Here is a 25,993-nt window from a genome sequence, read left to right as displayed (position 1 = left end):
GCGTCATTCGTCTGTTCTTCAACTGACCATCGCGATGCTTCCGGAAACCGTGGCGTGGCGTCGCGACACCCTTCCGGCAGGGAATGCAAGTCCGCGATGGTGCGGCGGGCGGAGAAAACTTCGTGGTTGGAGCTCTCATCCGCATCCGGCGCCGCAACGGTGTCTCCGCTGCGGCGCCGGCATTTCGTTCGAAGCGTGCTTACTTGCAGGCAGCGACAGCGCCGGCCTTGACGCCCTGGCAGGCTTCAGCCTTGGAAATCCAGCCGGCGTCGATGACGACGTTGAGGTTTTCCTTGGTGATTGCCTGCGGCTTCAGGAAGACAGAGTGCATTTCCACGCCCTTCGGGCCGCCCTTGAAGGTCTGGGCGCCGTCGATCTTGCTCATGTCCTTGCCGCCGGCGAGGTCGAGAGCGATTTCGGCAGCGCGGGTGCCGAGTTCGCGGCTGTCCTTCCAGACGGAAACCGTCTGCGTGCCGAGAGCGATGCGGTTCAGCGCTGCCTTGTCGCCATCCTGGCCGGAAACCGGAACGGAGCCGGCAAGGCCCTGGGCGTCGAGAGCTGCGATCGCGCCGCCGGCGGTGCCGTCGTTCGAAGCAACAACGGCGTCAACCTTGTTGTTGTTGGCGGTCAGGAACTGCTCCATGTTGCGCTGAGCATTCTCAGGCAGCCAGCCGTCGGTATAGGCTTCGCCGACATTCTTGATCTTGCCGGCGTCGATCGCGGCCTTCAGCACTTCCTGCTGGCCCGAGAACAGGAAGTCAGCATTCGGGTCGGAAGACGAGCCCTTGATGAAGACGTAATTGCCTTCCGGCTTGGCCTTGAAGACGCCCTGGGCCTGCAGGCGGCCGACTTCCTTGTTGTCGAAGGTGATGTAGAAGGCAGCCGGGTTTTCGATCAGACGGTCATAGCCGACAACCGGGATGCCTTCAGCAGCGGCCTTTTCGATCGCCGGGCCGATGGCGTCGGAATCCTGGGCGAGAATGATCAGCGCGTTGGCGCCCTGCGAGATCAGCGATTCGACGTCAGTCAGCTGCTTTGCGGCTGAGGACTGCGCGTCAGCGGAAATGTACTTGGCGCCCTTGGCTTCGAGAGCCTTCTTGATCGCGGCTTCGTCGGTCTTCCAGCGCTCTTCCTGGAAATTCGACCAGGAAACGCCGACGACGAGATCGGCAGCCATGGCAACGGTATGCACGGAAACGAGAATGGCCGCCCCGGCCATCAGCTTCAAAATAGACTTCATAATATCCTCCCGAGTGAGTTGCGACCGGCCCAGCCCATGCTTCCTCCGGCCACCGCGAAAAGCTGTCCAGAAAAATTCGGATTATTTTCTCGACAGTCGAGAAATTTAGTGTCAGAGATTTTTTCAACTGTCAACACTGCACTGCCGGCTTAATTTCCCTTGCGGAACGGCGGCCGGAGATGCAGTGAGAACCACGGGCGGAACTAGCAGGGGGAGAGGGCGGCATTCATGCTGACCAAGTCGAGCACGGAGCTGGTCCGGCAGAGAAACAGCGTGCTCGTGCTGTCCGTGCTGCGTCGCCACGGCGCGCTCGCCCATACAGAAATAGCTGATTCCACCGGACTTTCCTCGGCCACCATCTCGGCGATCACCGCCGATCTGGAACGCGCCCAGATTATCGAAAAATCCGAGCAGCAGGCAGCCAGCGGCCGCGGCCGGCCGCGCGTGCTTTTGCGCCAGCGGCGCGATTGCGGCTATCTCATCGTCGTCATCATCTCATCGGATGCGGTGCAATATTCGCTTGTCGATTATGCGGGCAAGCTGATCGATCGTTTCAGCGAGGAACGCTCGCATGATCCCTCGGGCGCGGCCCGCTTCGTTCAGGCGGTGCGCGCCGGGCTGTTGCGAATTCTCGATCGTTCGAGGATCACGCAGGAAAAGGTGCTGTTGATCTCGATCAGCAGCAAGGGGCTGGTCAATTCCACAGAGCCGGTGCTCGTCTGGTCGCCGATCTTCGGCAGCGAGCAGATCGATTTCGAATCAGCGCTGCGGCCGGAATGGCAGGCCAAGGTGATCCTCGACAACGAGACGCTGCTGGTCGCCGCCGCCCTCGGCGCGCGCGAGGAGATCGTCAAGGGCGCCGATTTCCGCTCGCTCGCCGCCCTCTCGCTCGGCCACAGCGTCGGGCTCGGCATCGTCCGGCGCGGCAACCAGACACAGGAGATCTCGGCGCCCAATTTCGGGCACATGCTGCACATGGCGGGTGGCGGCCTCTGCCGTTGCGGCACACGCGGCTGCATCGAGGCCTATGCCGGCTTCTACGCCATCCTGCGCGGCGCCTTCGAAGTGCCGCTCGATACCATTCCCGCAAAATTCGTGCCCGTCGCCGAACTCGACAAAATCGCCGCCAAGGCCCGCCAAGGCCACCGCATCCCCGCCTTCGCCTTCCGCCAGGCGGGCCTAGCGCTCGGCAACGGCCTGTCGCGCATGCTTAGCCTGACCGAGCGCATGCCCATCGCCATCACCGGCCCCGGTACGCGCTATTACGACCTTCTGCGCCAGGGGATCGAAGAGGGTCTCGGCCAGTCGCATATCGTGCGCATGGAGGGCATGCCGGAAATCCGGGTGGTCGCCGATGAGCAGATCCTCGTCTTCGAAGGCCATCTCAACCGGGCACTGTCGGTGATCGACCAGGATATTGTAATTTCGGGGGGACAGGGTGGAGATTAGTGAGAGATCCTGCTGGCGCTTCGGCTGCGGCCGTGGATTGGAATGACGGAGGTTGAGGAGAGGGAACGGCAGGAGGCGCGGACTGGCAGGAGCGCCGCTGCATTCGTATCTGGCCATCCATCGCTGTTCTGCTGCGGAGGTCACCCCACCCAACCTCACCGCACCCGCACGCTGCTGAATTGCCTCAGCATCTCGCCTCCTGCCAGTCGCGTCCTCCCACTCTCCGTCATCCTCGGCCTTGAGCCGAGGACCCATGCCGCAGCCTCCGGCGAGGATGGGCAGGGTCGCATTTCCTCTTGTTCCCTCATTCCTGTGCTTGTCACAGGAATCCAGTGCGCCCAAGTCTTTGGGCGCGGGAGACGCTCTTCAAGGCCGATGGGTTCATTCACCGCGCAGACGCGCGGTGAATGAATTCCTGTGACGAGCACAGGAATGAGGGAGGGAGAGGTCGCGGCTCGATCCCGGTGCGTTGTGGCAGTCGGGATGACAGGCCGGTCTAGGCGCATTTACCCCCAAACGCAAAACGGCCGGGCAAACACCCGGCCATCCCACACATATCACCCGATCGAACGACAGCCGTCAGCCAACCTTGACCAGCTTGCCTTCCTTGACCGACTGCACCGCCGCATCGGCGAGCACCAGCGCCGCCAGGCCATCGGCGCCGGAAGGCGAGATCTTGGTGCCTTTTTCGATCGCGGCGATGAAGGCTGCGATTTCGTTGGCATAGGCTTCGGTGTAGCGGGTCATGAAGAAATCATGCAGCGGCGGGCGGGTATAGCCGTCGCCGTTCGCCACCTCGATCGAAACGGGGCGCTGGTTTTCGGCGGCCGCCATGCCCTTGGCGCCGTGCGCTTCGATGCGCTGGTCGTAGCCATAGGTGGCGCGGCGGGAATTGGAGATGACGGCCTGCTTGCCGGACTTGGTCTGCAGGATCACCGAGACGCTGTCATAGTCGCCGGCCTCGCCGATCGCCTTGTCGACCAGCACGGCGGCGGTCGCCAGCACCGAGACCGGCTCTTCGCCGAGCAGGAAGCGGGCCATGTCGAAATCGTGGATGGTCATGTCGCGGAAGATGCCGCCCGAGCGCTTGATATAATCCACCGGCGGGGCGCCGGGGTCGCGTGAGGTGATCGTCACCATCTCGACATCGCCGATCTTGCCCTCGTCGATGACCTTGCGCACGGCCATGAAATGCGGATCGAAGCGGCGGTTGAAGCCGACCATCAGCTTGGCGCCGGTCTCTTCCACCACCTTCATGCAGGCCTTGACGCGGGCAACGTCGAGATCGATCGGCTTTTCGCAGAAGATCGCCTTGCCGGCGCGGGCGAAGCGCTCGATCAGGTCGGCATGGGTGTCGGTCGGCGTGCAGATGACGACGGCGTCGATATCCTTGGCGGCCTCGATCGCCTCGATGGTGCGGACCTCGCAGCCATAGGCCGAAGCAATGGCGTCGGCCGCCTGCGGAAAGGCGTCGGCGACGGCGACGAGCTTTGCATTGGCGTCGCCGCTGACGGCTTTCGCATGAACCTTGCCGATGCGGCCGGCGCCGAGAAGACCAAATCTCACTGTCATAGCAACCTCCCTTGAATTCGGAACAAACAAACCGAATTGCCAAAAATCTGGAATTTTCATTCCATTATCTATGCGCGGCGTCAAGCCCGCGGCTCTTTCACATTTGCAAGATTCAAACTAAAGACAAGCGCCACACATGCCACCGGCAGTGTGACACATGCAAAGAGCAGTGCGACACATGCTAAGCGCAGTGTGACATATGCGACCGCGGGGTAGAGATGCAACTGATTGATCCGAACCATCCGGCATACCGGCGCCTTTGGGTGCGTGTTGCCATCGTTGCCGTCTGCTTCGGCTGGGCGGCGTTCGAGATTGTCGGCGGTGATCCCTTCTGGGCGGTGCTCTCGGCTGCGGCCGGCGCCTATTCCTTCTATATGCTATTCTGGACCTTCAAGCCGCAGCCAGAGGTCGCCGAGACGACCGCGGAGCCTGACGTTGGTGAAGAGGAGGAGCCGGCGGAGATATCCACCGAAAATCCTTCGAAGGACGGTAAGGCCGAGTAATCAGCGCAATCGCCGCAGCGCCTCGTCGATCAGCAGATTGGCGAGCATCATCCGCTTCGTCGCATTGTCGCGAAAGGGCAGGGCGACGCCGTCGGGGTGATTGGCGCGGGCGAAGGCGCGGCGCTTCTCGCTGAGCGTCAGCGGCGTGTCGGCAGCCGAGATCGCCAGCTCGGCGGCAACCTCCTGCGGTGTTGTCCGAGTCAGATGATCCGGCATGACGGGCTCAGGTTCCGGCAAAGGCGTTGGTTTGTCCACGATCTCAGCGGCCGCTTCGTGTTCCAGATTGTCGAAATAGGCCTGGCCGACGCGCTGCGAGGCGACCGAGACGCCCTCCATGACATCGAAGGCAAGCCCGGTGCCGAGGCCGGCCACGCGATGGGCAGCGGGCGCCTCAGCGTCTTCATCCGTCTCGTCCTCCGCCTTCAGCCGCTCGAGGACTGATTGAAATACTGATTGTCCGAACAGCATCCGCCTTCCTTAAGTGCCCTCCGTTTTTCTACGAAACACGGAAGTGCTCTATCTTTTCAAACGCAATTCCGGACGCAAAAACCGCCGTCCACTTTTGCTGGAATTGCTCCAGCACCCATTAAAGGCGGGCAAGATGGCGCAGGGCTTGCGGGCCGCGTCAGCCCGCCTGCTTCAGGCTCTCCTCGAGGATGATGTCGTAGAGCAGCCTTGCGCTCGGCGGCAGCGCCCGTTCCCTCGCCGTGATCAGGCTATAGGGTTTGACGTTGATATCGAAGTCGATTGGCAGCATGCGCACGTCCGAGGCCTTGGCGCTTTGGCTCGCCAGGAACTGGGCGACGTCGGTGGCAACAGGAGCGATCGCGTCGGTTCCGCAGACGATGGCGCAGGTCAAAAGCAGCGAAGAGGTGTTGACGATATTTTCCGGCAGCGCCACGCCGCGCGACAGGAAAATGTCCTCAATCGTCCGGCGCAGCAGCGTGCCCGGCGGCTGGAACACCCAGTCGTAATCCCTGATGTCGGAAAGGCTGCTGGTCTTTTTCTTTTTCAGCAGCGGATGGCGGTTGCGCACGATCAGGCAGGCCCGCTCGATGCCGATCTCGGTCACCTCGAAAAGGCGCGGATTGAGATCGTCGGGAATGCGGCTGATGATGAAGTCGTGGCGGGCGGCGAGCAGCTCGCGGGCCAGCACGTTGCTGGTCTCCACCTGGATATTGATCTCGATGCCGGGATAGGCCTTGCGCACCCTGTTGATCGCTGGCACGACGAGGCTCATGGCCGGCGCCGTCACCGCGCCGATGAACACTGGGCCGCCCTTGCCGCTCTTCAATTCGCCGATCTCGCGGCTTGCCTCGCGCAGCTCCAAGAGGATCTTTCGCGCCCGTCTGGCAAGGGCTGCGCCAAAGGTCGTCAGCACCACGCCGCGGGCGACGCGCTCATAGAGCGGCGTCTTGATGATTGATTCCATTTCGGACAACATGCGCGATGCGGCGGGCTGCGAGATGTTTAAGACTTCCGCAGCTGCGGAAATCTGTCCGCTATCTTCGATTGCGACGATCATGCGCAGGTGATTCAGCTTAAGTCCTGCACGTAAAAGGTTGTCATCGCCGAAACTATCGCTGTGGATATCGACGTGATCCATCAAAATGGGCTCTGAAATAATCGTCATGGTTGCAGCCTCCTCGCTGCGCTCCATCAAAAGTAATACTTTTTAACGATATACCAAAATTGTTATGCACGTTACCACTTATTCTATTTGACAGTTATAGGAATCCATACCAGTTTGCCGCCGTGTGCTGGTTGGCACTCAACACGTGTGAGATCGTGGAGGAGACCTACTTCGTTTCTCACCATCTGAAGTAACTATCCAATACGGAACCTGCCACAGTTTCGGGGCGGGCGATTTTTCGTCCGCTGCTTATTAACAAAGGGAGAGAGAAATGAAGTCCATTATCTCATTGATGGCTGCGGCTGCCTTCGGCGTCGCTTCGTTCGTTGCACCGGCAATGGCTGCCGACAAGGGCACCGTCGGCATTGCCATGCCGACCAAGGCTTCGGCTCGCTGGATCGACGACGGCAATAACATCGTCAAGCAGCTCCAGGCTGCCGGCTACCAGACCGACCTGCAGTATGGCGACGACGATATTCCGAACCAGCTTTCGCAGATCGAAAACATGGTCACCAAGGGTGCCAAGGTTCTCGTCATTGCTTCGATCGATGGCACGACGCTTTCCGACGTTCTCCAGAAGGCTCATGACGCCGGCATCAAGGTCATCGCTTATGACCGCCTGATCCGCGATTCGGGCAACGTCGACTACTACGCGACCTTCGACAACTTCCAGGTCGGCGTTCTGCAGGCTGGCTCCATCGTTGACGGCCTCGGCCTCAAGGATGGCAAGGGCCCGTTCAACATCGAACTGTTCGGCGGTTCGCCGGATGATAACAACGCCTTCTTCTTCTATGATGGCGCAATGTCCGTCCTGCAGCCTTACATCGACAGCGGCAAGCTCGTCGTGAAGTCCGGCCAGACCGGCATGGATAAGGTCGGCACGCTGCGTTGGGATCCGGCAACGGCCCAGGCCCGCATGGACAACCTGCTCTCGGCCAACTACACCGACGCCAAGGTCGACGCCGTTCTGTCGCCTTACGACGGTCTGTCGATCGGTATCATCTCCTCGCTGAAGGGCGTTGGTTATGGTACGGCTGCCCAGCCGCTGCCGATCGTCACCGGTCAGGACGCTGAAATCCCGTCGGTCAAGTCGATCATCGCTGGCGAACAGCATTCGACGATCTTCAAGGACACCCGCGAACTCGCCAAGGTCACTGTTGCCATGGTCGATGCCGTCATGTCCGGCAAGGAGCCTGAGGTCAACGACACGAAGACCTACGACAACGGCGTCAAGGTCGTTCCGTCCTATCTGCTGAAGCCGGTTGCCGTCGACAAGGCCAACTACAAGCAGATCCTCGTCGACAGCGGTTATTACTCTGAAGACAAGCTGAAGTAATCAGTTAAGCAGGAGACCGGAGCCCGCGCTTGCGGGTTCCGGTCTTCGATTTTATGATCGCCAAACCGCTTGGCGGCTCAAGACGCTGGAACTTTGACTATGGACAATACCATCCTCGAAATGCGGAGCATCACCAAGACGTTCCCAGGCGTCAAGGCGCTGGAGAACGTGAACCTCAAGGTTCGCAAGGGTGAAATTCACGCGTTGGTAGGCGAAAACGGGGCCGGCAAATCGACCCTGATGAAAGTGCTATCAGGCGTCTATCCGACAGGAAGCTATGAAGGCGACATCGTCTATGAAGGCGAGACGCGCAACTTCAAGGTCCTGAAGAATTCCGAAGAAATCGGCATCGTCATCATCCACCAGGAACTGGCGCTCGTGCCGTTGCTGTCGATCGGCGAGAACATCTTCCTCGGCAACGAGAATGCCAAGAGCGGCGTCATCAGCTGGGACGAGACGTTCAACCGCACCAAGCAGCTGCTCAAGAAGGTAGGCCTCTCGGAATCTCCGAACACGCTGGTCACCGACATCGGCGTCGGCAAGCAGCAGCTCGTCGAGATCGCCAAGGCGCTGTCGAAGAGCGTCAAGCTGCTCATCCTCGACGAACCCACCGCCTCGCTCAATGAAAGCGATTCCGACGCGCTGCTCACGCTGCTGATGGAATTCCGCAATCAGGGCATCACGTCGATCATCATTTCCCACAAGCTGAACGAAATCCGCAAGGTCGCCGACCAGATCACCGTGCTCCGCGACGGCATGACGGTCAAGACGCTTGACTGTCATGCGGACGAAATCAGCGAAGACATCATCATTCGCAACATGGTCGGCCGCGATCTCGAGGATCGCTATCCCCCGCGTTCGGTGCCGATCGGCGAAACCATTCTCGAAGTAAAGAACTGGAACTGCTATCATCAGCAGCACCGCGACCGTCAGGTCCTGCACGATATCAACGTCACCGTCCGCAAGGGCGAAGTCGTCGGTATCGCCGGTTTGATGGGTGCCGGGCGCACCGAATTCGCCATGAGCCTGTTCGGCAAGGCCTATGGGCACAAAGTTTCGGGCGACGTGCTGATGCACGGCAAGCCGGTCGACGTCAGCACCGTGCGCAAGGCGATCGACGCAGGTCTTGCCTATGTCACCGAAGACCGCAAACAGCTCGGCCTCGTGCTCAACGACACGATCCTGCACAACACGACGCTGGTCAATCTGAAGGCGGTGTCGAATGCGTCGGTCATCGACAGCGTCAAGGAATCCAAAGTCGCGTCCGACTATCGCTCGAAGTTGCGCATCCGCTCTTCCAGCATCTTCCAGGAAGCGGTCAATCTGTCCGGCGGCAACCAGCAGAAGGTGGTGCTGTCGAAGTGGCTGTTCTCCAATCCCGATGTTTTGATCCTCGACGAGCCGACACGCGGCATCGATGTGGGTGCAAAATACGAAATCTATACTATCATCAATCAGCTCGCGGCTGACGGCAAAGCCGTTCTGATGATCTCGTCGGAAATGCCGGAACTTCTTGGCACCTGCGACCGCATCTACGTCATGAATGAAGGGCGTATCGTTGCGGAACTGCCGAAGGGAGAAGCGAGCCAGGAAACCATCATGCGCGCCATCATGCGCTCAGGAGAGAAGAAACAATGACGCCGATCAACCAACCCATCGCTGAGCAAGGGCGTGTCGTCTCGATCGGAGACTACGTTCGCGGCAACATCCGGGAATACGGCATGTTCATCGCGCTGATCGCGATCATGGTGTTCTTCCAGATTTCGACCGGCGGCGTTCTCTTCAGGCCGCTCAACCTGACCAACATCATTCTGCAGAACTCGTTCATCGTCATCATGGCGCTCGGCATGCTGCTCATCATCGTCGCCGGCCATATCGATCTTTCGGTCGGCTCCGTCGTCGGTTTCATCGGCGCCATCGCCGGCGTGATGACGGTGCAATGGCACGTCAACTATGTCGTCGCGGCGATCGTCTGTCTTGCCATGGGCGCGCTTGTCGGCGGCATCCAGGGCTATTTCGTCGCTTATCACAAGATCCCGGCCTTCATCGTCACGCTCGCCGGCATGCTGGTCTTCCGCGGCCTGACGCTGTTCGTAATGACGGCTTCGGGGACCGGCACCAGCATCGGTCCTTTCCCGCCGGAGTTCCAGTTGATCAGCATCGGCTTCCTGCCGAACCTTGTCGCACTGGGCGGCATCAATTCGACCTCGATCATTCTGACCGTCGTCGGCGCCGTCGCGCTGTTCTATCTGGCGTGGCGCAAGCGGCTGTCGAACGAGAAGCACGGCAATGACGTCGAACCTTTGGGCTTCTTCCTCGCCCAGAACGCCCTCGTCAGTCTTGCCATTCTCGGGCTCGGCTGGCAGTTGTCGATCTATCGCGGCTTCCCGAACGTGCTGGTCATCATGCTCGCGCTGGTTGTCGCCTACGCCTTCATTACCCGTCGCACGACGATCGGCCGCCGCATCTACGCCATGGGCGGCAATGAGAAGGCGACCAAGCTTTCCGGTATCAACACCGAGCGGCTGACCTTCCTGACCTTCGCTAACATGGGCCTGCTTGCCGGCCTCGCCGGGCTGATCGTCGCGCTGCGCCTCAATTCGGCGACGGCCAAGGGCGGCTTCGGCCTTGAGTTGGACGTGATCGCCGCCTGCTTCATCGGCGGTGCATCGGCCCAGGGCGGCGTCGGCAAGGTGACCGGTGCGGTCATCGGCGCCTTGATCATGGGCATCATGAACAATGGCATGTCGATCCACGGCCTCGGCACCGACTCGCAGCAGATGGTCAAGGGCGCGGTGCTTCTCGCTGCCGTGTTCTTCGACGTCTACAACAAGAACAAGGGCTGAGCGCCAGAGCGCAGCCCAGGCATTCGCAGTCATAAGAAAGATGGATTCCGGCTCCTGATGGAGCCGGACAGGCGGAGCTTTTCTTAGTCTTCGCCGGAACGAGAAGGATCGAAGTCGTGCTTATTTCCCAGATCAAGGGTGCCAACGGAGAGATCGTCGTCGCCGTGCGCGAGCAGGGCGGCGCAGCCAAGTCCGTCAACAATGCCGGCAGCGTCTATGCGCTGGCGATGGAAGCCGCCGACGGCGGCAAGTCGCTTGCCGCGGTTATCGAGGCCCATGGTTACGGCGATGCCGTCGATCTTGAAAAGGCCTATGTGGACGGCCGCTTCCTGCCGCCGATCACCCATCCCGACGCCGCCCATCTGCATCTGACCGGCACCGGCCTAACGCATCTCGGATCGGCGGCCACCCGCGATTCCATGCACAAGAAGACCACCGAGGCGGCCGAGGAAACGCTGACCGACTCGATGAAGATGTTCAAGATGGGCCTCGAGAATGGCAAGCCGAAATCCGGCGAAAAGGGCGTGCAGCCGGAATGGTTCTATAAGGGCAACGGCTACGGCGCTGCTGCCCCCGGCGCGCCGCTGATCTCGCCGTCCTTCGCGCTCGACGGTGGTGAAGAGCCTGAAATGGCTGGCATTTACGTCATCGCCACCGACGGCTCGCCGTTCCGCATCGGCTTTGCCCTGTCGAACGAGTTTTCGGACCACGTCACCGAACGGATCAACTATCTCTATCTGGCCCACTCCAAACTGCGCCCGGCCGCCTATGGTCCGGAAATCCGCATCGGGCCCGCACCCGACGATATCCGCGGCACCTCGCGCATCAAGCGCGGCGACAAGGTGATCTTCGAAAAGCCCTTCCTGTCGGGTGAAGCGAACATGTCGCACACCTTCGCCAATCTGGAATATCACCACTTCAAATACGGCCTCTTCCGTGCACCGGGCGATGTCCATGTCCATATGTTCGGCACGGCGACGCTGTCTTTTGCCGACGGCATCAAGGCGGAAGAGGGCGATGTCTTCGAAATCGAAGTCGCCGAATTCGGTCTGCCGCTGCGCAATCCGCTGAAGGTGGCCGCCGAAGAAGAGATCGCCGTCAAGCAACTCTGATTTCTCATAGACGGTAAAGGAGGCTTGTTAAGCCCATGACCATTTATCAAAACCTGATCGCCGGCGAATGGGTCGGCTCGAACGCGACGAAGAACATCAACCCGTCGGATACCAACGAAGTCGTCGGCCTTTATGCCGACGGCAGCGCCGAAGACACCAAGAACGCCATCGCCGCCGCCAAGGCCGCTTTCCCGGCTTGGTCGCGCTCCGGCATCTGGGAACGCCACGTCATCCTGAAGAAGGCCGGCGACGAGATCATGGCGCGCAAGGACGAGCTGGGCGCGCTGCTTGCCCGCGAGGAAGGCAAGACGCTGCCGGAAGCCACCGGCGAAGTCATCCGCGCTTCGCAGATCTTCGAATTCTTCGCAGGCGAAGCCCTGCGGCTGGCCGGCGAGGTCATCCCGTCGGTGCGCCCGAACATCGGTGTCGAGATCACCCGCGAGGCGCTCGGGGTCATCGGCATCATCACGCCGTGGAACTTCCCGATCGCCATTCCCGCCTGGAAGATCGCGCCGGCACTCTGCTACGGCAACACCGTCGTCTTCAAGCCGGCCGAACTGGTGCCCGCCTGTTCCTGGGCGATCGTCGACATCCTCAACCGCGCCGGCCTGCCGAAGGGCGTCCTGAACCTCGTCATGGGCAAGGGCTCGGTCGTCGGCCAGGCCATGCTCGAAAGCCCTGACGTTCACGGTATCACCTTCACCGGTTCTACCGGCACCGGCCGCCGCGTCGCCGCCGCTTCCATCGAGCATAAGCGCAAGTTCCAGCTGGAGATGGGCGGCAAGAACCCGATGGTCGTGCTCGATGATGCCGATCTTTCCGTCGCCGTCGAGGCCGCCGCCAATTCCGGCTTCTTCTCCACTGGCCAGCGCTGCACGGCATCCTCGCGCCTGATAGTCACCGAAGGCATCCACGACAAGTTCGTTGCTGCTTTGACCGACAAGCTGAAGACGCTGGTCGTCGACAATGCGCTGAAGGCAGGCACTCATATCGGCCCAGTCGTCGATGAGCGGCAGCTGAAGACCGATACCGACTATATCGAGATCGGCAAGAAGGAAGGCGCCAAACTCGCCTTCGGCGGTGAAGTGGTTTCCCGCGACACGCCCGGCTTCTACCTGCAGCCGACGCTGTTTACCGAAGCGACCAACCAGATGCGCATTTCGCGCGAAGAGATCTTCGGACCTGTGGTCTCGGTGATCCGGGTCAAGGATTACGATGAGGCCCTGGCAACATCGAACGACACGCCGTTCGGCCTTTCGGCCGGCATCGCCACGACCAGCCTGAAACATGCGACGCACTTCAAGCGCAATGCCGAGGCCGGCATGGTGATGGTCAACCTGCCGACGGCGGGTGTCGATTTCCATGTGCCGTTCGGCGGCCGCAAGGGCTCGTCCTATGGCCCGCGTGAGCAGGGCAAGTACGCGAGCGAATTCTACACAACCGTCAAAACCGCCTACACGCTGGCTTAAAACAAAGCGCGATGATCCGGGCCGTACGAGGCGGCCCGGCAATCACCTGAAGGACAGAGACAATGAAGAAGAAAGCCGAATGGCCGCGCAGGCTGAGGTCGCAGGAATGGTACGGCGGCACGAGCCGCGACGTGATTTACCACCGCGGCTGGCTTAAGAACCAGGGTTACCCGCACGACCTGTTCGACGGCCGGCCGGTGATCGGCATCCTCAACACATGGTCGGATATGACCCCGTGCAACGGCCATCTGAGAGAGCTCGCCGAGAAGGTGAAGGCGGGCGTCTGGGAGGCCGGCGGCTTCCCGCTCGAGGTGCCGGTGTTCTCGGCATCCGAAAATACCTTCCGCCCGACCGCGATGATGTACCGCAACCTTGCCGCGCTGGCGGTGGAGGAGGCAATCCGCGGTCAGCCGATGGATGGCTGCGTGTTGCTGGTCGGCTGCGACAAGACCACACCGTCGCTTATCATGGGGGCTGCGTCCTGCGACCTGCCTTCGATCGTCGTCACCGGCGGGCCGATGCTGAACGGCTATTTCCGCGGTGAACGCGTCGGCTCCGGCACGCATCTGTGGAAATTTTCCGAAATGGTGAAGGCCGGCGAGATGACGCAGGCCGAATTCCTTGAGGCGGAAGCCTCGATGAGCCGTTCGTCGGGCACTTGCAACACGATGGGTACCGCCTCCACCATGGCTTCCATGGCCGAGGCGCTCGGCATGGCGCTGTCCGGAAATGCCGCGATCCCGGGTGTCGATTCCCGCCGCAAGGTCATGGCGCAGCTGACCGGCCGTCGGATCGTGCAGATGGTCAAGGATGACCTGAAGCCTTCCGAGATCATGACGAAAGAAGCTTTCGAGAATGCCATCCGCACCAATGCGGCGATCGGCGGATCGACCAACGCCGTCATCCACTTGCTCGCCATTGCCGGCCGTGTCGGCATCGATCTTTCGCTCGACGACTGGGACCGCTGCGGCCGCGGCGTCCCGACCATCGTCAACCTGATGCCGTCGGGCAAGTACCTGATGGAAGAGTTCTTCTATGCCGGCGGCCTGCCGGTGGTGCTGAAGCGGCTCGGCGAGGCGGGCCTGCTGCACAAGGATGCGCTGACGGTCTCCGGCGAAACCGTCTGGGACGAGGTCAAGGACGTCGTCAACTGGAACGAGGACGTCATCCTGCCGGCTGAGAAGGCGCTGACCTCTTCGGGCGGCATCGTTGTGCTGCGCGGCAATCTGGCACCGAAGGGCGCCGTGTTGAAGCCTTCGGCCGCTTCGCCGCATCTGTTAGTGCATCGCGGCAGGGCTGTGGTGTTCGAGGATATCGACGACTACAAGGCGAAGATCAACGACGACAACCTCGACATCGACGAGACCTGCATCATGGTCATGAAGAACTGTGGGCCGAAGGGCTATCCAGGCATGGCCGAGGTCGGCAACATGGGGCTGCCGCCCAAGGTGCTGAAGAAGGGCATCCTCGACATGGTGCGCATTTCCGACGCCCGCATGTCCGGAACGGCCTATGGTACCGTGGTGCTGCACACCTCGCCGGAAGCGGCGGTCGGCGGGCCGCTCGCGGTCGTGCAAAACGGTGACATGATCGAGCTCGATGTGCCGAACCGTCGTCTGCATCTCGACATTTCCGACGAGGAATTGGCGCGGCGGCTGGCCGAATGGCAGCCGAACCATGATCTGCCCACATCAGGCTATGCCTTCCTGCATCAGCAGCATGTCGAAGGGGCCGATACCGGCGCCGACCTCGACTTTCTCAAGGGATGTCGCGGAAACGCTGTCGGCAAGGACAGCCACTAACAAGGCGAATTTCAAGATTGAAAGGCGGGGCATTACCCCGCCTTTTTCTTGCCCTTACACGATGAAGAGATGGCCCGATATTCCTACAAGTGTTGAGGATATGTGGTCATGCCAAGACGGTTGGCGCAGCCGAGTTCGAGGCAAGGTCCCTGAACCTTATCGATCAAATGCAGAGCGACAATGGATCCATCGTGATCACCAAGCGCGGCAGAGCAGTTACCGTGCTTTCGCCGACACTCGGGACAAACGAACGCAAGAGTATTCTCGGTGCGATGAAGGGCAATGCCCTGCGTTATGACGATCCGCTGTCGCCGGCATAGAGCATCGCTCTTTTGTTCGGCCGCGCTCGCATCATGGTTTCCAAAGTCGGGAATGTGTTCTCGATGGTATTAAAGTAAGGGCTACCTGGCGGCAGGACCATCGGGTAGGCGCCTACACGCTCGATGGCATCTCGCATCCCTGCTGCCTTGTGGGTCGGTAGGTTGTCGATGACCACGGCATCACCCGCTTGAAGGCTAGGCGACATCATCCACCTCTTCGCTGTGAATGATGTTGAATCAGCTTCGAGCCGTGTCGTCTTCACGATCGATGCATCGCTCACGGGAGCATGGATTTGCTACTTATTAGTCACACTACTTCGAAAATACACCGAGCACAAAAATCCCGATGGTGCCAAACTTCTGCGTGAGCTACATCTCGGCAAACGGCCGGAACGAGTTCGGCAATTGCGACAATCCGCAACTTGAGGGGGAAAGTTCCCGCGCATGGATGGCACCCTTTCGCAGCATCTGGACTCCGGTCTTCGTGCGCTGTGCGGCATTGCTGGGTTCTATCGAATTGCCGCCGACCCGGCCCAGTTGCAGCACGACTTGGCGTTGAAAGGACGGACCTCCCAGGCCGCCGATATTCAGCGAGCAGCCAAAATCATCGGCCTGAAGGCGCGTGTTGTGGAGAACGTCACGGAGCAACGCCTTCGTGTCATGCCCGTCCCCGCCATAGTCAAGGTGCGCAGCGGCTCCTTTCAAGTGCTCGGCGGGTTGAATCCATCCGGTAAGTACAGACTTGTCGATCCGATAACGCGCGTCGATCGGGAAATCACGCCTTCAGATATATTAGAAGAAATCGACGCGCGTGTTATTCTCGTGGGACGGCGTATAAGAGGTGAAGGATCCGACCCGCGAGACTTCGGCTTCAAGTGGTTTCTGCCATCAATCTGGCGCTATCGAAAGCCGCTTGCTCATGTATTGCTTGCTTCGCTGTTTTTGCAGATTTTTGCGCTCATCACACCTTTGTTCTTTCAGGTCGTGGTAGACAAGGTCCTGACGCACAAAGCTTATTCGACCCTGTTCGTACTTGTCGCCGGCATCGCCATTATTGGCTTCTTCGATGTTATGCTCCAATACCTGAGAGCATACGCATTGGCTCATACGACCAACCGGATCGATGTCGAACTCGGTCAGCGGTTGTTCCACCATCTCCTGCGGCTGCCGCTGGCGTACTTCGAGACGCGGTCGGCCGGCCAGACTGTCGCCCGCGTTCGAGAACTTGAAACGATCCGAGCATTTCTGACAGGGCAGGGCCTGTTTTCGGCACTCGATGTCATTTTCACTTTTGTATTCATCGCAGTTCTTTTCGCTTATTCCTGGAGCTTGACGCTGATTGTCATTGCCGCCATCCCGATCTACATCCTGATTGGATTTGTGGTTCGACGGCCGCTGCGCGAATTCGTGAAAGAGAAGTTCAATCGAGGGGCGGCCAGTCAGCAGTTCCTAGTCGAAGCGGTCGTCGGCGTTCACACGGTTAAATCCGCCGCGGTGGAGCCGGTGATGCAGGCGCAGTGGGAGGAGAAGCTCGCAGCTTACGTGCGAACGGCTTTCGATACGACACTGCTTAGCATTGGCGGACAAAACGCCATTCAATATGTGAGCAAGCTTTCCACGGCTGCCCTTCTTCTTTTCGGTGCCAAGGCCGTTATCGACGGGGAGCTTTCCGTTGGCTCACTTGTCGCCTTCAACATGATTGCCGGGCAGGTGACCCAACCGGTTTTAAGGCTGTCCCAACTCTGGCAGGATTTCCAGCAGGTGCAAATCTCGGTCGACCGGCTCGGTGACATTCTGAACACGCCGATGGAACGTCAGCCAGGCTCACGTTTGTCGTTACCTGCCCCGAGCGGGAATATTGAACTTCGAAATGTCACCTTCCGTTACCGGCCCGGCTCTCCGGAGGTCTTGAAAAGTGTATCGCTAGAAATCAAACCCGGAGAGGTCATCGGTATCGTCGGCGCCTCTGGCTCCGGAAAGTCTACGCTCGCCAAGCTGGTTCAGCGTCTTTATATCCCCGAAGAGGGGCAGGTCCTTCTTGATGGGATGGATCTATCACAACTCGATCCCGCTTGGCTTCGAAGCCACATAGGAGTCGTTCTTCAAGAGAACCTGCTGTTCAACCGCACGATCCACGACAATATCGCTTTCTCAAACCCGGCTATGAATCGTGCGCAGGTTATTGCCGTTGCCAAGCTCGCTGGGGCGGAAGAATTCATTTTGCGATTGCCGCAAGGCTACGACACGATGATCGAAGAGCGCGGCGCCAACCTCTCCGGCGGCCAACGTCAGAGGATCGCCATTGCCCGCGCCCTTGCCACCAGCCCCCGGATCCTGATTTTCGATGAGGCGACCAGCGCTCTCGACTATGAAAGCGAACGCGTTGTGCAGACCAATATGCACCAGATCGCCGCTGGCCGAACGGTTATTATCATCGCCCATCGGCTCGCAGCTGTGCGGCCCTGCAATCGGATCATCGGCATGGCTGACGGCCGCATAGCGGAAGTTGGCAGCCATGACGCGCTGCTTAAGCGCCCCGATGGGCTCTATGCGCGGCTATGGGCTTTGCAGAATGACAGGGGCGTCGCATGAAAAGCGAGTCTGCCCAAGCCGTTCGATATGCCGGCCTTCCGCCGCGCCCGCTAAAGCGATCCGATCACGAGTTTCTGGCGCCGGCGATCGAAATCCTGGACACCCCACCCTCACCGGTGCGGCTGGCGCTGATCTTGATCATCTGCGCCTTCGTCACAACGGCTTTAATCTGGTCCTATGTCGGCCACATCGACATTATCGCAGCCGCGCAAGGCAAGATTCAGCCGACCGGCAGGGTCAAGGTTGTTCAGCCCCTGCTGACCGGGAAAGTGAAGGCGCTTCCGCCAGCAAATGGCGCGCACGTCGAAAGCGGCGATATCCTCCTTGAACTTGATCCGACAGATGCCATTGCCGATGAGACGGATGCGGCAAAGGGCCTCGCGTCGGTGAGGGCCGAGGTCCGGCGCCGAAGAACTGCAGTGGACTATGTTCGCTCACAGGAGACGGACCAGACGCTGCCAACGATCTCATGGGATGCAGGCGTGCCCAATGAATTGCGTGGCCGTGAAGAGGGTATCCTCCGGGGCGACCTTGAACAGCGCCAAGCTGCAGTTGCCGCGCTTGATGCTCAGAAGCACCAGAAGGAGGTGGAGCGCGACCGCCTGACGGTGACGGTCGCGGCTCAGAACTCCCTGGTCGAAACCCTGAAAGAGCGAGTGACGATGCGTAATATGCTGGCTTCGAAAGAGGCCGGCACGATGGCGAGCGTGATCGATGCGACGCAAACCTTGAAAGAGCAGGCGACGCAGCTCGCCATGCAGGAAGGCCAGCTGGCAGATGCCGCGGCCGGCATCGAGGTCTTTATCAGGGAAAAGGACAAGGTCACGCGGACATTCCTGAGCGATCAACTGGTGCGGCTCGGCGATGCGGAACGTCGGGTCGAAGAGTTGGAGCAGCGGCTGGCGAAAGCGAGAAATTTTCGTGAGCAGATGACATTGCGCAGTCCAATAGACGGCACGGTGCAAGCATCCTCGATTACCAGCGTGGGCCAAGTGGTGACGGTCGGGCAGGACGTTATGCGCGTTGTGCCCGAGGGCAGTACGCTGGAGCTCGAAGTTTACGCTTTGAACAAGGACATCGGCTTCATCAAGGTCGGGCAAGAAGCTGTCGTAAAGCTCGAAGCTTTTCCTTTTACCCGCTATGGAACGATCGCGGCCCAAGTCACCAAAATTGCGGCAGATGCAATCCCGGAACCCGATGCCGCACGCCGTGAAGGCGATCCTGCAACAAGACAGGCACAGACGCCATTCGGCGGCGCCGAAAGGATGCAGAACCTGGTCTTTCCGGTCACCTTGAGTCTGGAGGTCGATCAGATTTCAGCCGATGGCCGTAACGTTAAGTTAAGTGCGGGCATGGCAGCAATTGCCGAGGTTCGAACGGGAGAGCGCAGGATTCTGGAATACGTGTTTTCGCCTTTGGTCGAGGTCTCGGAGGAAGCGCTTCATGAGCGCTAGCGACTCCTTCAAACCTTCCTGAATATAAATGAAGCTTTTAGTTGAAGTTTCCCCTTTTATGGAGCAATGGGAAACTGGCAGTAGACGCGGCCGAATGGAATAGGCAAACGGGGATTTTATGACGGATCTTGTTACTTCGATAAAGGTCGTCAGCACGACTGGCGATGATAAAGTTGACGGACTTTTTGACGTCTTTGCCTGGGACGGAACGATAACCTATGCGTTTCCCACGACTTCGTCATCGTATAGCTATGGCCCCGAAAAATACTATTCGTTCACTCCAATTTCGTCGCAGCAGCAGTCTCTCGCCTTGTACTTTATGGAGCAGTCTTACGGGAGTGCGGCAAACGACGGCTTTTCCGTCGAGGGCTTCACTAACGCCAACTTTGAGGCCGGAAGCGCCGATACCGCAACGGTGCGGTTCGCTCAATCGTCGGATCCCTCTCTTCCGACGGCAGGGGCCTATTTACCGGGTGCCGATGGGCGGGGTGGCGATGTCTGGTTCGGGACGCGATATGCTGGCACCGAAGATGATTATCGTTTCCCGAGGTTCGGCAACTATGCGGGTCATACCCTGGCGCATGAGCTGGGTCACGCTCTCGGACTGAAGCATGCCCATGAAGCGGGTGATTTCAATGGAATAGTCGTTCCGGACGCCTACGATTCGCTCGAATATACGGTCATGACCTACCACACATTCATCGGAGACGATGAGAGTGGGGCCAAGTATGAGCATGATGGCGCGCCACAAAGCTTCATGATGCTCGACATCGCCGCCCTACAGGAAATGTATGGTGCGGACTACACAACGAACAGTGACAATACCGTCTATAAGTGGAATCCCAACCAGGGCATCACCTATGTCAACGGCGTTGCGGCCATCACGCCCGCTGCCAACCGCATCTTCGCGACAATCTGGGACGGCGGCGGTATCGACACCTATGATCTGAGTGCCTATACGACCGGCCTCAGGATCGACTTGCGAGCAGGGGGGTACTCGGTTTTTTCACAGGGCCAGTTGTCCTATCTGGGAGGTGGTCCGAATAACGGTTATGCCCGCGGCAACATTTTCAACGCTCTTCTTTATCACGACAATGTCGCGTCGTTGATTGAGAACGTTCAGGCCGGCTCCGGCAACGATACGATTATCGGCAACGAGGCGGATAATACGCTCTGGGGCAATGCCGGAAATGATTCGCTTTCCGGCGGTTCCGGCAATGACACACTGATCGGCGGAACAGGCAACGACACCTATAATGTCGACAGTCTGGCCGACGTGGTGACTGAGGCGCTGAATCAAGGGACCGATCTGATCAGGACGTCGCTCTCTTCCTACGCCTTGACCAACATCGCCAATGTCGAAAACCTGACCTTCATCGGCACCGGCGATTTTAGCGGAACCGGAAGCGGTCTCGCCAACACGATCACCGGCGGTGCCGGCAACGACACGCTGGACGGCGGTGCAGGCTCCGACATTCTGATTGGCGGTGCCGGCAACGACATCTATGTGGTCGACGATAGCTTCGATTTTGTGATCGAGAGTGCGAACAAGGGGACGGACACAGTCCGGACGGCGCTTGCAAGCTATACGCTCAGCAACAATGTTGAGATCCTGACCTATACGGGATCCGCCAGCTTCACCGGCACCGGCAATGCGCTCGCCAACACGATCACCGGCGGCGCCTTCAACGACACGCTGGATGGCGGGGCAGGTGCGGACACCTTGATCGGTGGGGTGGGCGACGACATCTATATCGTCGACAATGCCGGCGACAGCGTTGCCGAGAACACCGGCGCGGGAACCGATACGGTTCGCACGACACTGGCAAGCTATACCCTTGGCAGTAATGTCGAGAACCTGAGCTTTGTCGGCACGGGAACTTTTATCGGAACAGGCAATAGCCTCGCCAACACGATCAAGGGCGGGGCAGGTGCCGACACCCTGGACGGGAAGGCAGGAGTAGACATACTGATCGGCGGAGCGGGCAACGACACCTATATTGTCGATGTCGTTGCCGACGTGGTCACCGAAGGGCTGAATGAAGGTACCGATCTGATCAGGACGGCGCTTTCTTCCTATGCCTTGACCAATATTGCCAATGTCGAGAACCTGACCTTCATCGGCACCGGCGCTTTTGCTGGGACTGGAAACAGCCTTGCCAACACGATCACCGGCGGCACCGGCAACGACACGCTTGACGGTGGCGCCGGCAACGACACGTTGATCGGGGGGGCTGGCAACGACATCTACATCGTCGACAGTGCGAGCGACGTGATCAACGAGGCGGTCAGTGCCGGCACCGACGAAATCCGCACGGCCCTTGCAGCCTACTCGATCGCCGCATTGGCCAATGTCGAGAACTTGACCTATACGGGATCTGCCAACTTCACCGGCACCGGCAATACGCTTGCCAACAAGATCACCGGCGGCGCCTTCAACGACACGCTGGATGGCGGGGCAGGTTCGGACACCTTGATCGGTGGGGTGGGCGACGACATCTATATCGTCGACAATGCCGGCGACAGCGTTGCCGAGAACACCGGCGCGGGAACCGATACGGTTCGCACGACACTGGCAAGCTATACCCTTGGCAGTAATGTCGAGAACCTGAGCTTTGTCGGCACGGGAACTTTTATCGGAACAGGCAATAGCCTCGCCAACACGATCAAGGGCGGGGCAGGTGCCGACACCCTGGACGGGAAGGCAGGAGCAGACATACTGATCGGCGGAGCGGGCAACGACACCTATATTGTCGATGTCGTTGCCGACGTGGTCACCGAAGGGCTGAATGAAGGTACCGATCTGATCAGGACGGCGCTTTCTTCCTATGCCTTGACCAATATTGCCAATGTCGAGAACCTGACCTTCATCGGCACCGGCGCTTTTGCTGGGACTGGAAACAGCCTTGCCAACACGATCACCGGCGGCACCGGCAACGACACGCTTGACGGTGGCGCCGGCAACGACACGTTGATCGGGGGGGCTGGCAACGACATCTACATCGTCGACAGTGCGAGCGACGTGATCAACGAGGCGGTCAGTGCCGGCACCGACGAAATCCGCACGGCCCTTGCAGCCTACTCGATCGCCGCATTGGCCAATGTCGAGAACTTGACCTATACGGGATCTGCCAACTTCACCGGCACCGGCAATACGCTTGCCAACAAGATCACCGGCGGCGCCTTCAACGACACGCTGGATGGCGGGGCAGGTTCGGACACCTTGATCGGTGGGGTGGGCGACGACATCTATATCGTCGACAATGCCGGCGACAGCGTTGCCGAGAACACCGGCGCGGGAACCGATACGGTTCGCACGACACTGGCAAGGCTAACCCTTGGCAGTAATGTCGAGAACCTGAGCTTTGTCGGCACGGGAACTTTTATCGGAACAGGCAATAGCCTCGCCAACACGATCAAGGGCGGGGCAGGTGCCGACACCCTGGACGGGAAGGCAGGAGCAGACATACTAATCGGCGGAGCGGGCAACGACACCTATATTGTCGATGTTTCCGACGTGGTCACCGAAGGGCTGAATGAAGGGATCGATCTGATCAGGACGGTGCTTTCTTCCTATGCCTTGACCAATATTGCCAATGTCGAGAACCTGACCTTCATCGGCACCGGTGCTTTTGCTGGGACTGGAAACAGCCTTGCCAACACGATCACCGGCGGCGCCGGCAATGACACGCTTGACGGTGGCGCCGGCAACGACACGCTGATCGGCGGTGCTGGCAACGACATCTATGTGGTCGACAGTGCGAGCGACGTGATCATCGAGGCGGTCAGCGCCGGCACCGACGAAATCCGCACGGCGCTTGCAGCCTACTCGATCGCCGCATTGGCCAATGTCGAGAACCTGACCTATACGGGATCCGCCAGCTTCACCGGTACCGGCAATGCGCTGGCCAACACGATCACCGGCGGTGTCGGCAACGATACGCTGAATGGCGGAACTGGCGCTGACGCCCTAATTGGCGGTGCAGGCGACGACACCTACATCGTCGACAATGCCGGTGACATCGTCACCGACGCGGCGGGGACCGACACGGTTCGCACGACGCTGGCGAGCTACACGCTTGGCAGCGACCTCGAGAACCTCACCTATATCGGCACGGCAGCCTTTGTCGGAACAGGCAATGATCTCGACAACACGATCATGGGCGGCGCTGCCAACGATACGCTTTCCGGCGGTGTCGGCAACGATACGCTGAATGGCGGGGCTGGCGCCGACAGCTTGATCGGCGGTGAGGGCAACGACACTTATATCGTCGACAATGCCGGCGACCTCGTCACCGAAGCCGCCGATAATGGGATCGACACGGTTCGCACGACACTGGCCGCCTACACACTGGCGGCCAATGTCGAGAACCTCACCTACATCGGAACGGCAGCCTTTGCCGGGACAGGGAATCTGCTCGACAACATTATCATAGGCGGTGTTGCTGCCGACAAGCTCATGGGGGCTGGCGGCAACGACACTTTGATCGGCGGGTCTGGTGCCGACACGATGTTGGGCGGGACGGGTGACGACATCTATGTGGTCGATATTGCGACCGACATCGTGATCGAGAATGTGAACGAAGGGACGGACACGGTCCAGACGGCGCTTGCAAGCTATACGCTCGGCAACAATGTCGAGAACCTGACCTATACGGGATCTGCCAGCTTCACCGGCACCGGCAATGCGCTCGCCAACACGATCACCGGCGGCGCCGGCACTGACACGCTGAATGGCGGGGCAGGTGCTGACACCTTGATCGGTGGTGCGGGCAACGACACTTATATCGTCGACAATGCCGGCGACCTCGTCACCGAAGCCGCCGATAATGGGATCGACACGGTTCGCACGAACCTGGCGAGCTATACGCTTGCCGACAATGTCGAGAACCTGAGCTTTGCCGGCACTGGGACTTTCGCTGGTACCGGCAACAATCTCGACAACACGATCACGGGTGGCGCTGCCACCGATACGCTTTCAGGCGGCGCCGGCAATGATGTGCTGAACGGCGCGGCAGGTGCGGATACCTTGATCGGTGGTGAGGGCAGCGACACCTACATCGTCGACAATGCCGGCGACACCGTCACCGAAGCCGCCGATGAGGGGATCGACACGGTTCGCACGACGCTGGCAAGCTATACGCTTGGCAGCGATGTCGAGAACCTCACCTACATCGGCACGGTATCCTTTGTCGGGACAGGGAATCTGCTCGACAACACGATCACCGGGGGCGCCGGCAACGACACGCTTGACGGCGGCGCCGGCAACGACACGCTGATCGGGGGTGCTGGCAACGACATCTATGTGGTCGACAGTGCGAGCGACGTGATCACCGAGGCGGTCAGTGCCGGCACCGACGAAATCCGCACGGCGCTTGCGACCTACTCGATCGCTGCATTGGTCAATGTCGAGAACCTGACCTATACGGGATCCGCCAGCTTCACCGGCACCGGCAATGCGCTCGCCAACACGATCACCGGCGGCGCCGGCAACGATCTTCTGGACGGCGGCGCCGGCAACGACACGCTGATCGGCGGTGCTGGCAACGACATCTATGTGGTCGACAGTGCGAGCGACGTGATCACCGAGGCGATCAGTGCCGGCACCGACGAAATCCGCACGGCGCTTGCAGCCTACTCGCTTGCCGCATTGGCCAATGTCGAGAACCTGACCTATACGGGATCCGCCAGCTTCACCGGTACCGGCAATGCGCTGGCCAACACCATCACCGGCGGCGCCGGCAATGATGTGCTGAACGGTGGGGCAGGTGCTGACACCTTGATCGGCGGTGCAGGCGACGACACCTATATCGTCGACAATGCCGGCGACATCGTCACCGAAGCGGCGGGGATCGACACGGTTCGCACGACACTGGCGAGCTATACGCTTGGCAGCGATGTCGAGAACCTCACCTACATCGGCACGGTGGCCTTTACCGGGACAGGGAATGCGCTGAACAACATCCTCACCGGAGGGGCGGGCGTGGACACGCTCAAGGGCGGTGCGGGCGACGATACCTATGTCATCTCCACCGGTGATATCGTCGTCGAAAATGCCGACGAGGGTATCGACACAGTGCTGACGAATCTGGCCGCCTACACGCTGGGGGCCAATGTCGAGAACTTGACCTATACGGGATCCGCCAGCTTTACCGGTGCCGGCAATGCGCTCGACAACGTCCTCAAGGGCGGTGTTGCTGCCGACAAGCTCATGGGGGCTGGCGGCAACGACACTTTGATCGGCGGGTCTGGTGCCGACACGATGTTGGGCGGGACGGGTGACGACATCTATGTGGTCGATATTGCGACCGACATCGTGATCGAGAATGTGAACGAAGGGACGGACACGGTCCAGACGGCGCTTGCAAGCTATACGCTCGGCAACAATGTCGAGAACCTGACCTATACGGGATCTGCCAGCTTCACCGGCACCGGCAATGCGCTCGCCAACACGATCACCGGCGGCGCCGGCACTGACACGCTGAATGGCGGGGCAGGTGCTGACACCTTGATCGGTGGTGCGGGCAACGACACTTATATCGTCGACAATGCCGGCGACCTCGTCACCGAAGCCGCCGATAATGGGATCGACACGGTTCGCACGAACCTGGCGAGCTATACGCTTGCCGACAATGTCGAGAACCTGAGCTTTGCCGGCACTGGGG

Annotated in this window: 17 protein-coding genes; 12 read left to right on the top strand and 5 right to left on the bottom strand. The window is 59.9% G+C overall.

Annotation, left to right across the window (positions count from 1 at the left end; translation table 11 throughout):
* Window positions 1-199 precede the first annotated feature (199 nt).
* On the bottom strand, window positions 200-1,240 hold the full coding sequence (xylF, locus tag HJB82_RS23395) for a D-xylose ABC transporter substrate-binding protein (RefSeq protein WP_207581410.1): 1,041 nt from the start codon (window positions 1,238-1,240) through the stop codon (window positions 200-202).
* A gap of 228 nt (window positions 1,241-1,468) precedes the next feature.
* Between xylF and HJB82_RS23390 the strand changes: the two genes are divergently transcribed.
* Window positions 1,469-2,689 (top strand): ROK family protein, encoded by a 1,221-nt coding sequence (locus HJB82_RS23390; protein WP_207581409.1) that lies wholly within the window; start codon window positions 1,469-1,471, stop codon window positions 2,687-2,689.
* Between the two features lie 579 nt (window positions 2,690-3,268).
* Here the strand turns inward: HJB82_RS23390 and iolG are convergent.
* Window positions 3,269-4,261: an inositol 2-dehydrogenase gene (iolG, locus tag HJB82_RS23385; RefSeq protein ID WP_221141602.1), complete on the bottom strand. Its 993-nt coding sequence runs from the start codon at window positions 4,259-4,261 to the stop codon at window positions 3,269-3,271.
* Window positions 4,262-4,479: 218 nt separating this feature from the next.
* Here iolG and HJB82_RS23380 point away from each other — a divergent pair, with 218 nt between their 5' ends.
* On the top strand, window positions 4,480-4,764 hold the full coding sequence (locus HJB82_RS23380) for a hypothetical protein (RefSeq protein WP_221132465.1): 285 nt from the start codon (window positions 4,480-4,482) through the stop codon (window positions 4,762-4,764).
* Here HJB82_RS23380 and HJB82_RS23375 read toward each other — a convergent pair whose 3' ends face one another.
* Window positions 4,765-5,232, bottom strand: a complete 468-nt coding sequence (locus HJB82_RS23375) for a hypothetical protein (protein ID WP_207581406.1) — start codon at window positions 5,230-5,232, stop codon at window positions 4,765-4,767. It abuts the gene before it with no gap.
* A gap of 157 nt (window positions 5,233-5,389) precedes the next feature.
* Complete coding sequence (locus HJB82_RS23370; protein ID WP_207581405.1) at window positions 5,390-6,397, bottom strand: LysR family transcriptional regulator; 1,008 nt, start codon at window positions 6,395-6,397, stop codon at window positions 5,390-5,392.
* Window positions 6,398-6,668: 271 nt separating this feature from the next.
* On the opposite strand from HJB82_RS23370, the gene chvE reads away from it, so the two are divergent.
* The 7 genes from chvE to HJB82_RS31715 all read left to right on the top strand — a co-directional run bounded on the left by chvE (window position 6,669) and on the right by HJB82_RS31715 (window position 15,282).
* Complete coding sequence (gene chvE, locus HJB82_RS23365) at window positions 6,669-7,733, top strand: multiple monosaccharide ABC transporter substrate-binding protein (protein WP_221117692.1); 1,065 nt, start codon at window positions 6,669-6,671, stop codon at window positions 7,731-7,733.
* 99 nt (window positions 7,734-7,832) lie between these two features.
* Window positions 7,833-9,371, top strand: coding sequence for a multiple monosaccharide ABC transporter ATP-binding protein (gene mmsA, locus HJB82_RS23360; RefSeq protein WP_207581404.1), 1,539 nt, complete (start codon window positions 7,833-7,835; stop codon window positions 9,369-9,371).
* Window positions 9,368-10,579 carry a multiple monosaccharide ABC transporter permease gene (mmsB, locus tag HJB82_RS23355; protein ID WP_207581403.1) on the top strand — a complete coding sequence of 404 codons (1,212 nt, stop codon included), beginning with the start codon at window positions 9,368-9,370 and terminating at the stop codon, window positions 10,577-10,579. Before mmsA ends, mmsB begins: the two co-directional genes overlap by 4 nt.
* A 116-nt stretch (window positions 10,580-10,695) precedes the next feature.
* On the top strand, window positions 10,696-11,691 hold the full coding sequence (gene araD1 / locus HJB82_RS23350) for an AraD1 family protein (protein ID WP_207581402.1): 996 nt from the start codon (window positions 10,696-10,698) through the stop codon (window positions 11,689-11,691).
* Window positions 11,692-11,726: 35 nt separating this feature from the next.
* Window positions 11,727-13,160, top strand: coding sequence for an aldehyde dehydrogenase family protein (locus HJB82_RS23345; protein WP_221141600.1), 1,434 nt, complete (start codon window positions 11,727-11,729; stop codon window positions 13,158-13,160).
* 62 nt (window positions 13,161-13,222) lie between these two features.
* A complete protein-coding gene (araD, locus tag HJB82_RS23340; protein WP_221117688.1) occupies window positions 13,223-14,962 on the top strand; it encodes an L-arabinonate dehydratase in 1,740 nt (579 codons plus the stop codon).
* Window positions 14,963-15,153: 191 nt separating this feature from the next.
* Window positions 15,154-15,282 carry a hypothetical protein gene (locus tag HJB82_RS31715; protein WP_259671212.1) on the top strand — a complete coding sequence of 43 codons (129 nt, stop codon included), beginning with the start codon at window positions 15,154-15,156 and terminating at the stop codon, window positions 15,280-15,282.
* Here the strand turns inward: HJB82_RS31715 and HJB82_RS32055 are convergent.
* Window positions 15,255-15,488, bottom strand: coding sequence for a transposase (locus tag HJB82_RS32055; RefSeq protein ID WP_405049251.1), 234 nt, complete (start codon window positions 15,486-15,488; stop codon window positions 15,255-15,257). The genes HJB82_RS31715 and HJB82_RS32055 overlap by 28 nt on opposite strands.
* Before the next feature lie 238 nt (window positions 15,489-15,726).
* Here HJB82_RS32055 and HJB82_RS23330 point away from each other — a divergent pair, with 238 nt between their 5' ends.
* From HJB82_RS23330 to HJB82_RS23320, 3 genes are all read left to right on the top strand, one after another.
* Window positions 15,727-17,874 (top strand): type I secretion system permease/ATPase, encoded by a 2,148-nt coding sequence (locus HJB82_RS23330; RefSeq protein ID WP_221141598.1) that lies wholly within the window; start codon window positions 15,727-15,729, stop codon window positions 17,872-17,874.
* Window positions 17,871-19,328 (top strand): HlyD family type I secretion periplasmic adaptor subunit, encoded by a 1,458-nt coding sequence (locus HJB82_RS23325; protein ID WP_221141596.1) that lies wholly within the window; start codon window positions 17,871-17,873, stop codon window positions 19,326-19,328. The genes HJB82_RS23330 and HJB82_RS23325 overlap by 4 nt, the downstream gene beginning before the upstream one ends.
* 118 nt (window positions 19,329-19,446) lie before the next feature.
* The coding region (locus HJB82_RS23320) for a M10 family metallopeptidase (RefSeq protein ID WP_221141594.1) at window positions 19,447-25,993 on the top strand (6,547 nt) is incomplete at its 3' end.

Source organism: Rhizobium sp. NZLR10, from assembly GCF_019685125.1.
Classification (GTDB): domain Bacteria; phylum Pseudomonadota; class Alphaproteobacteria; order Rhizobiales; family Rhizobiaceae; genus Rhizobium.
This window is presented reverse-complemented; position numbering and strand designations above follow the sequence as displayed.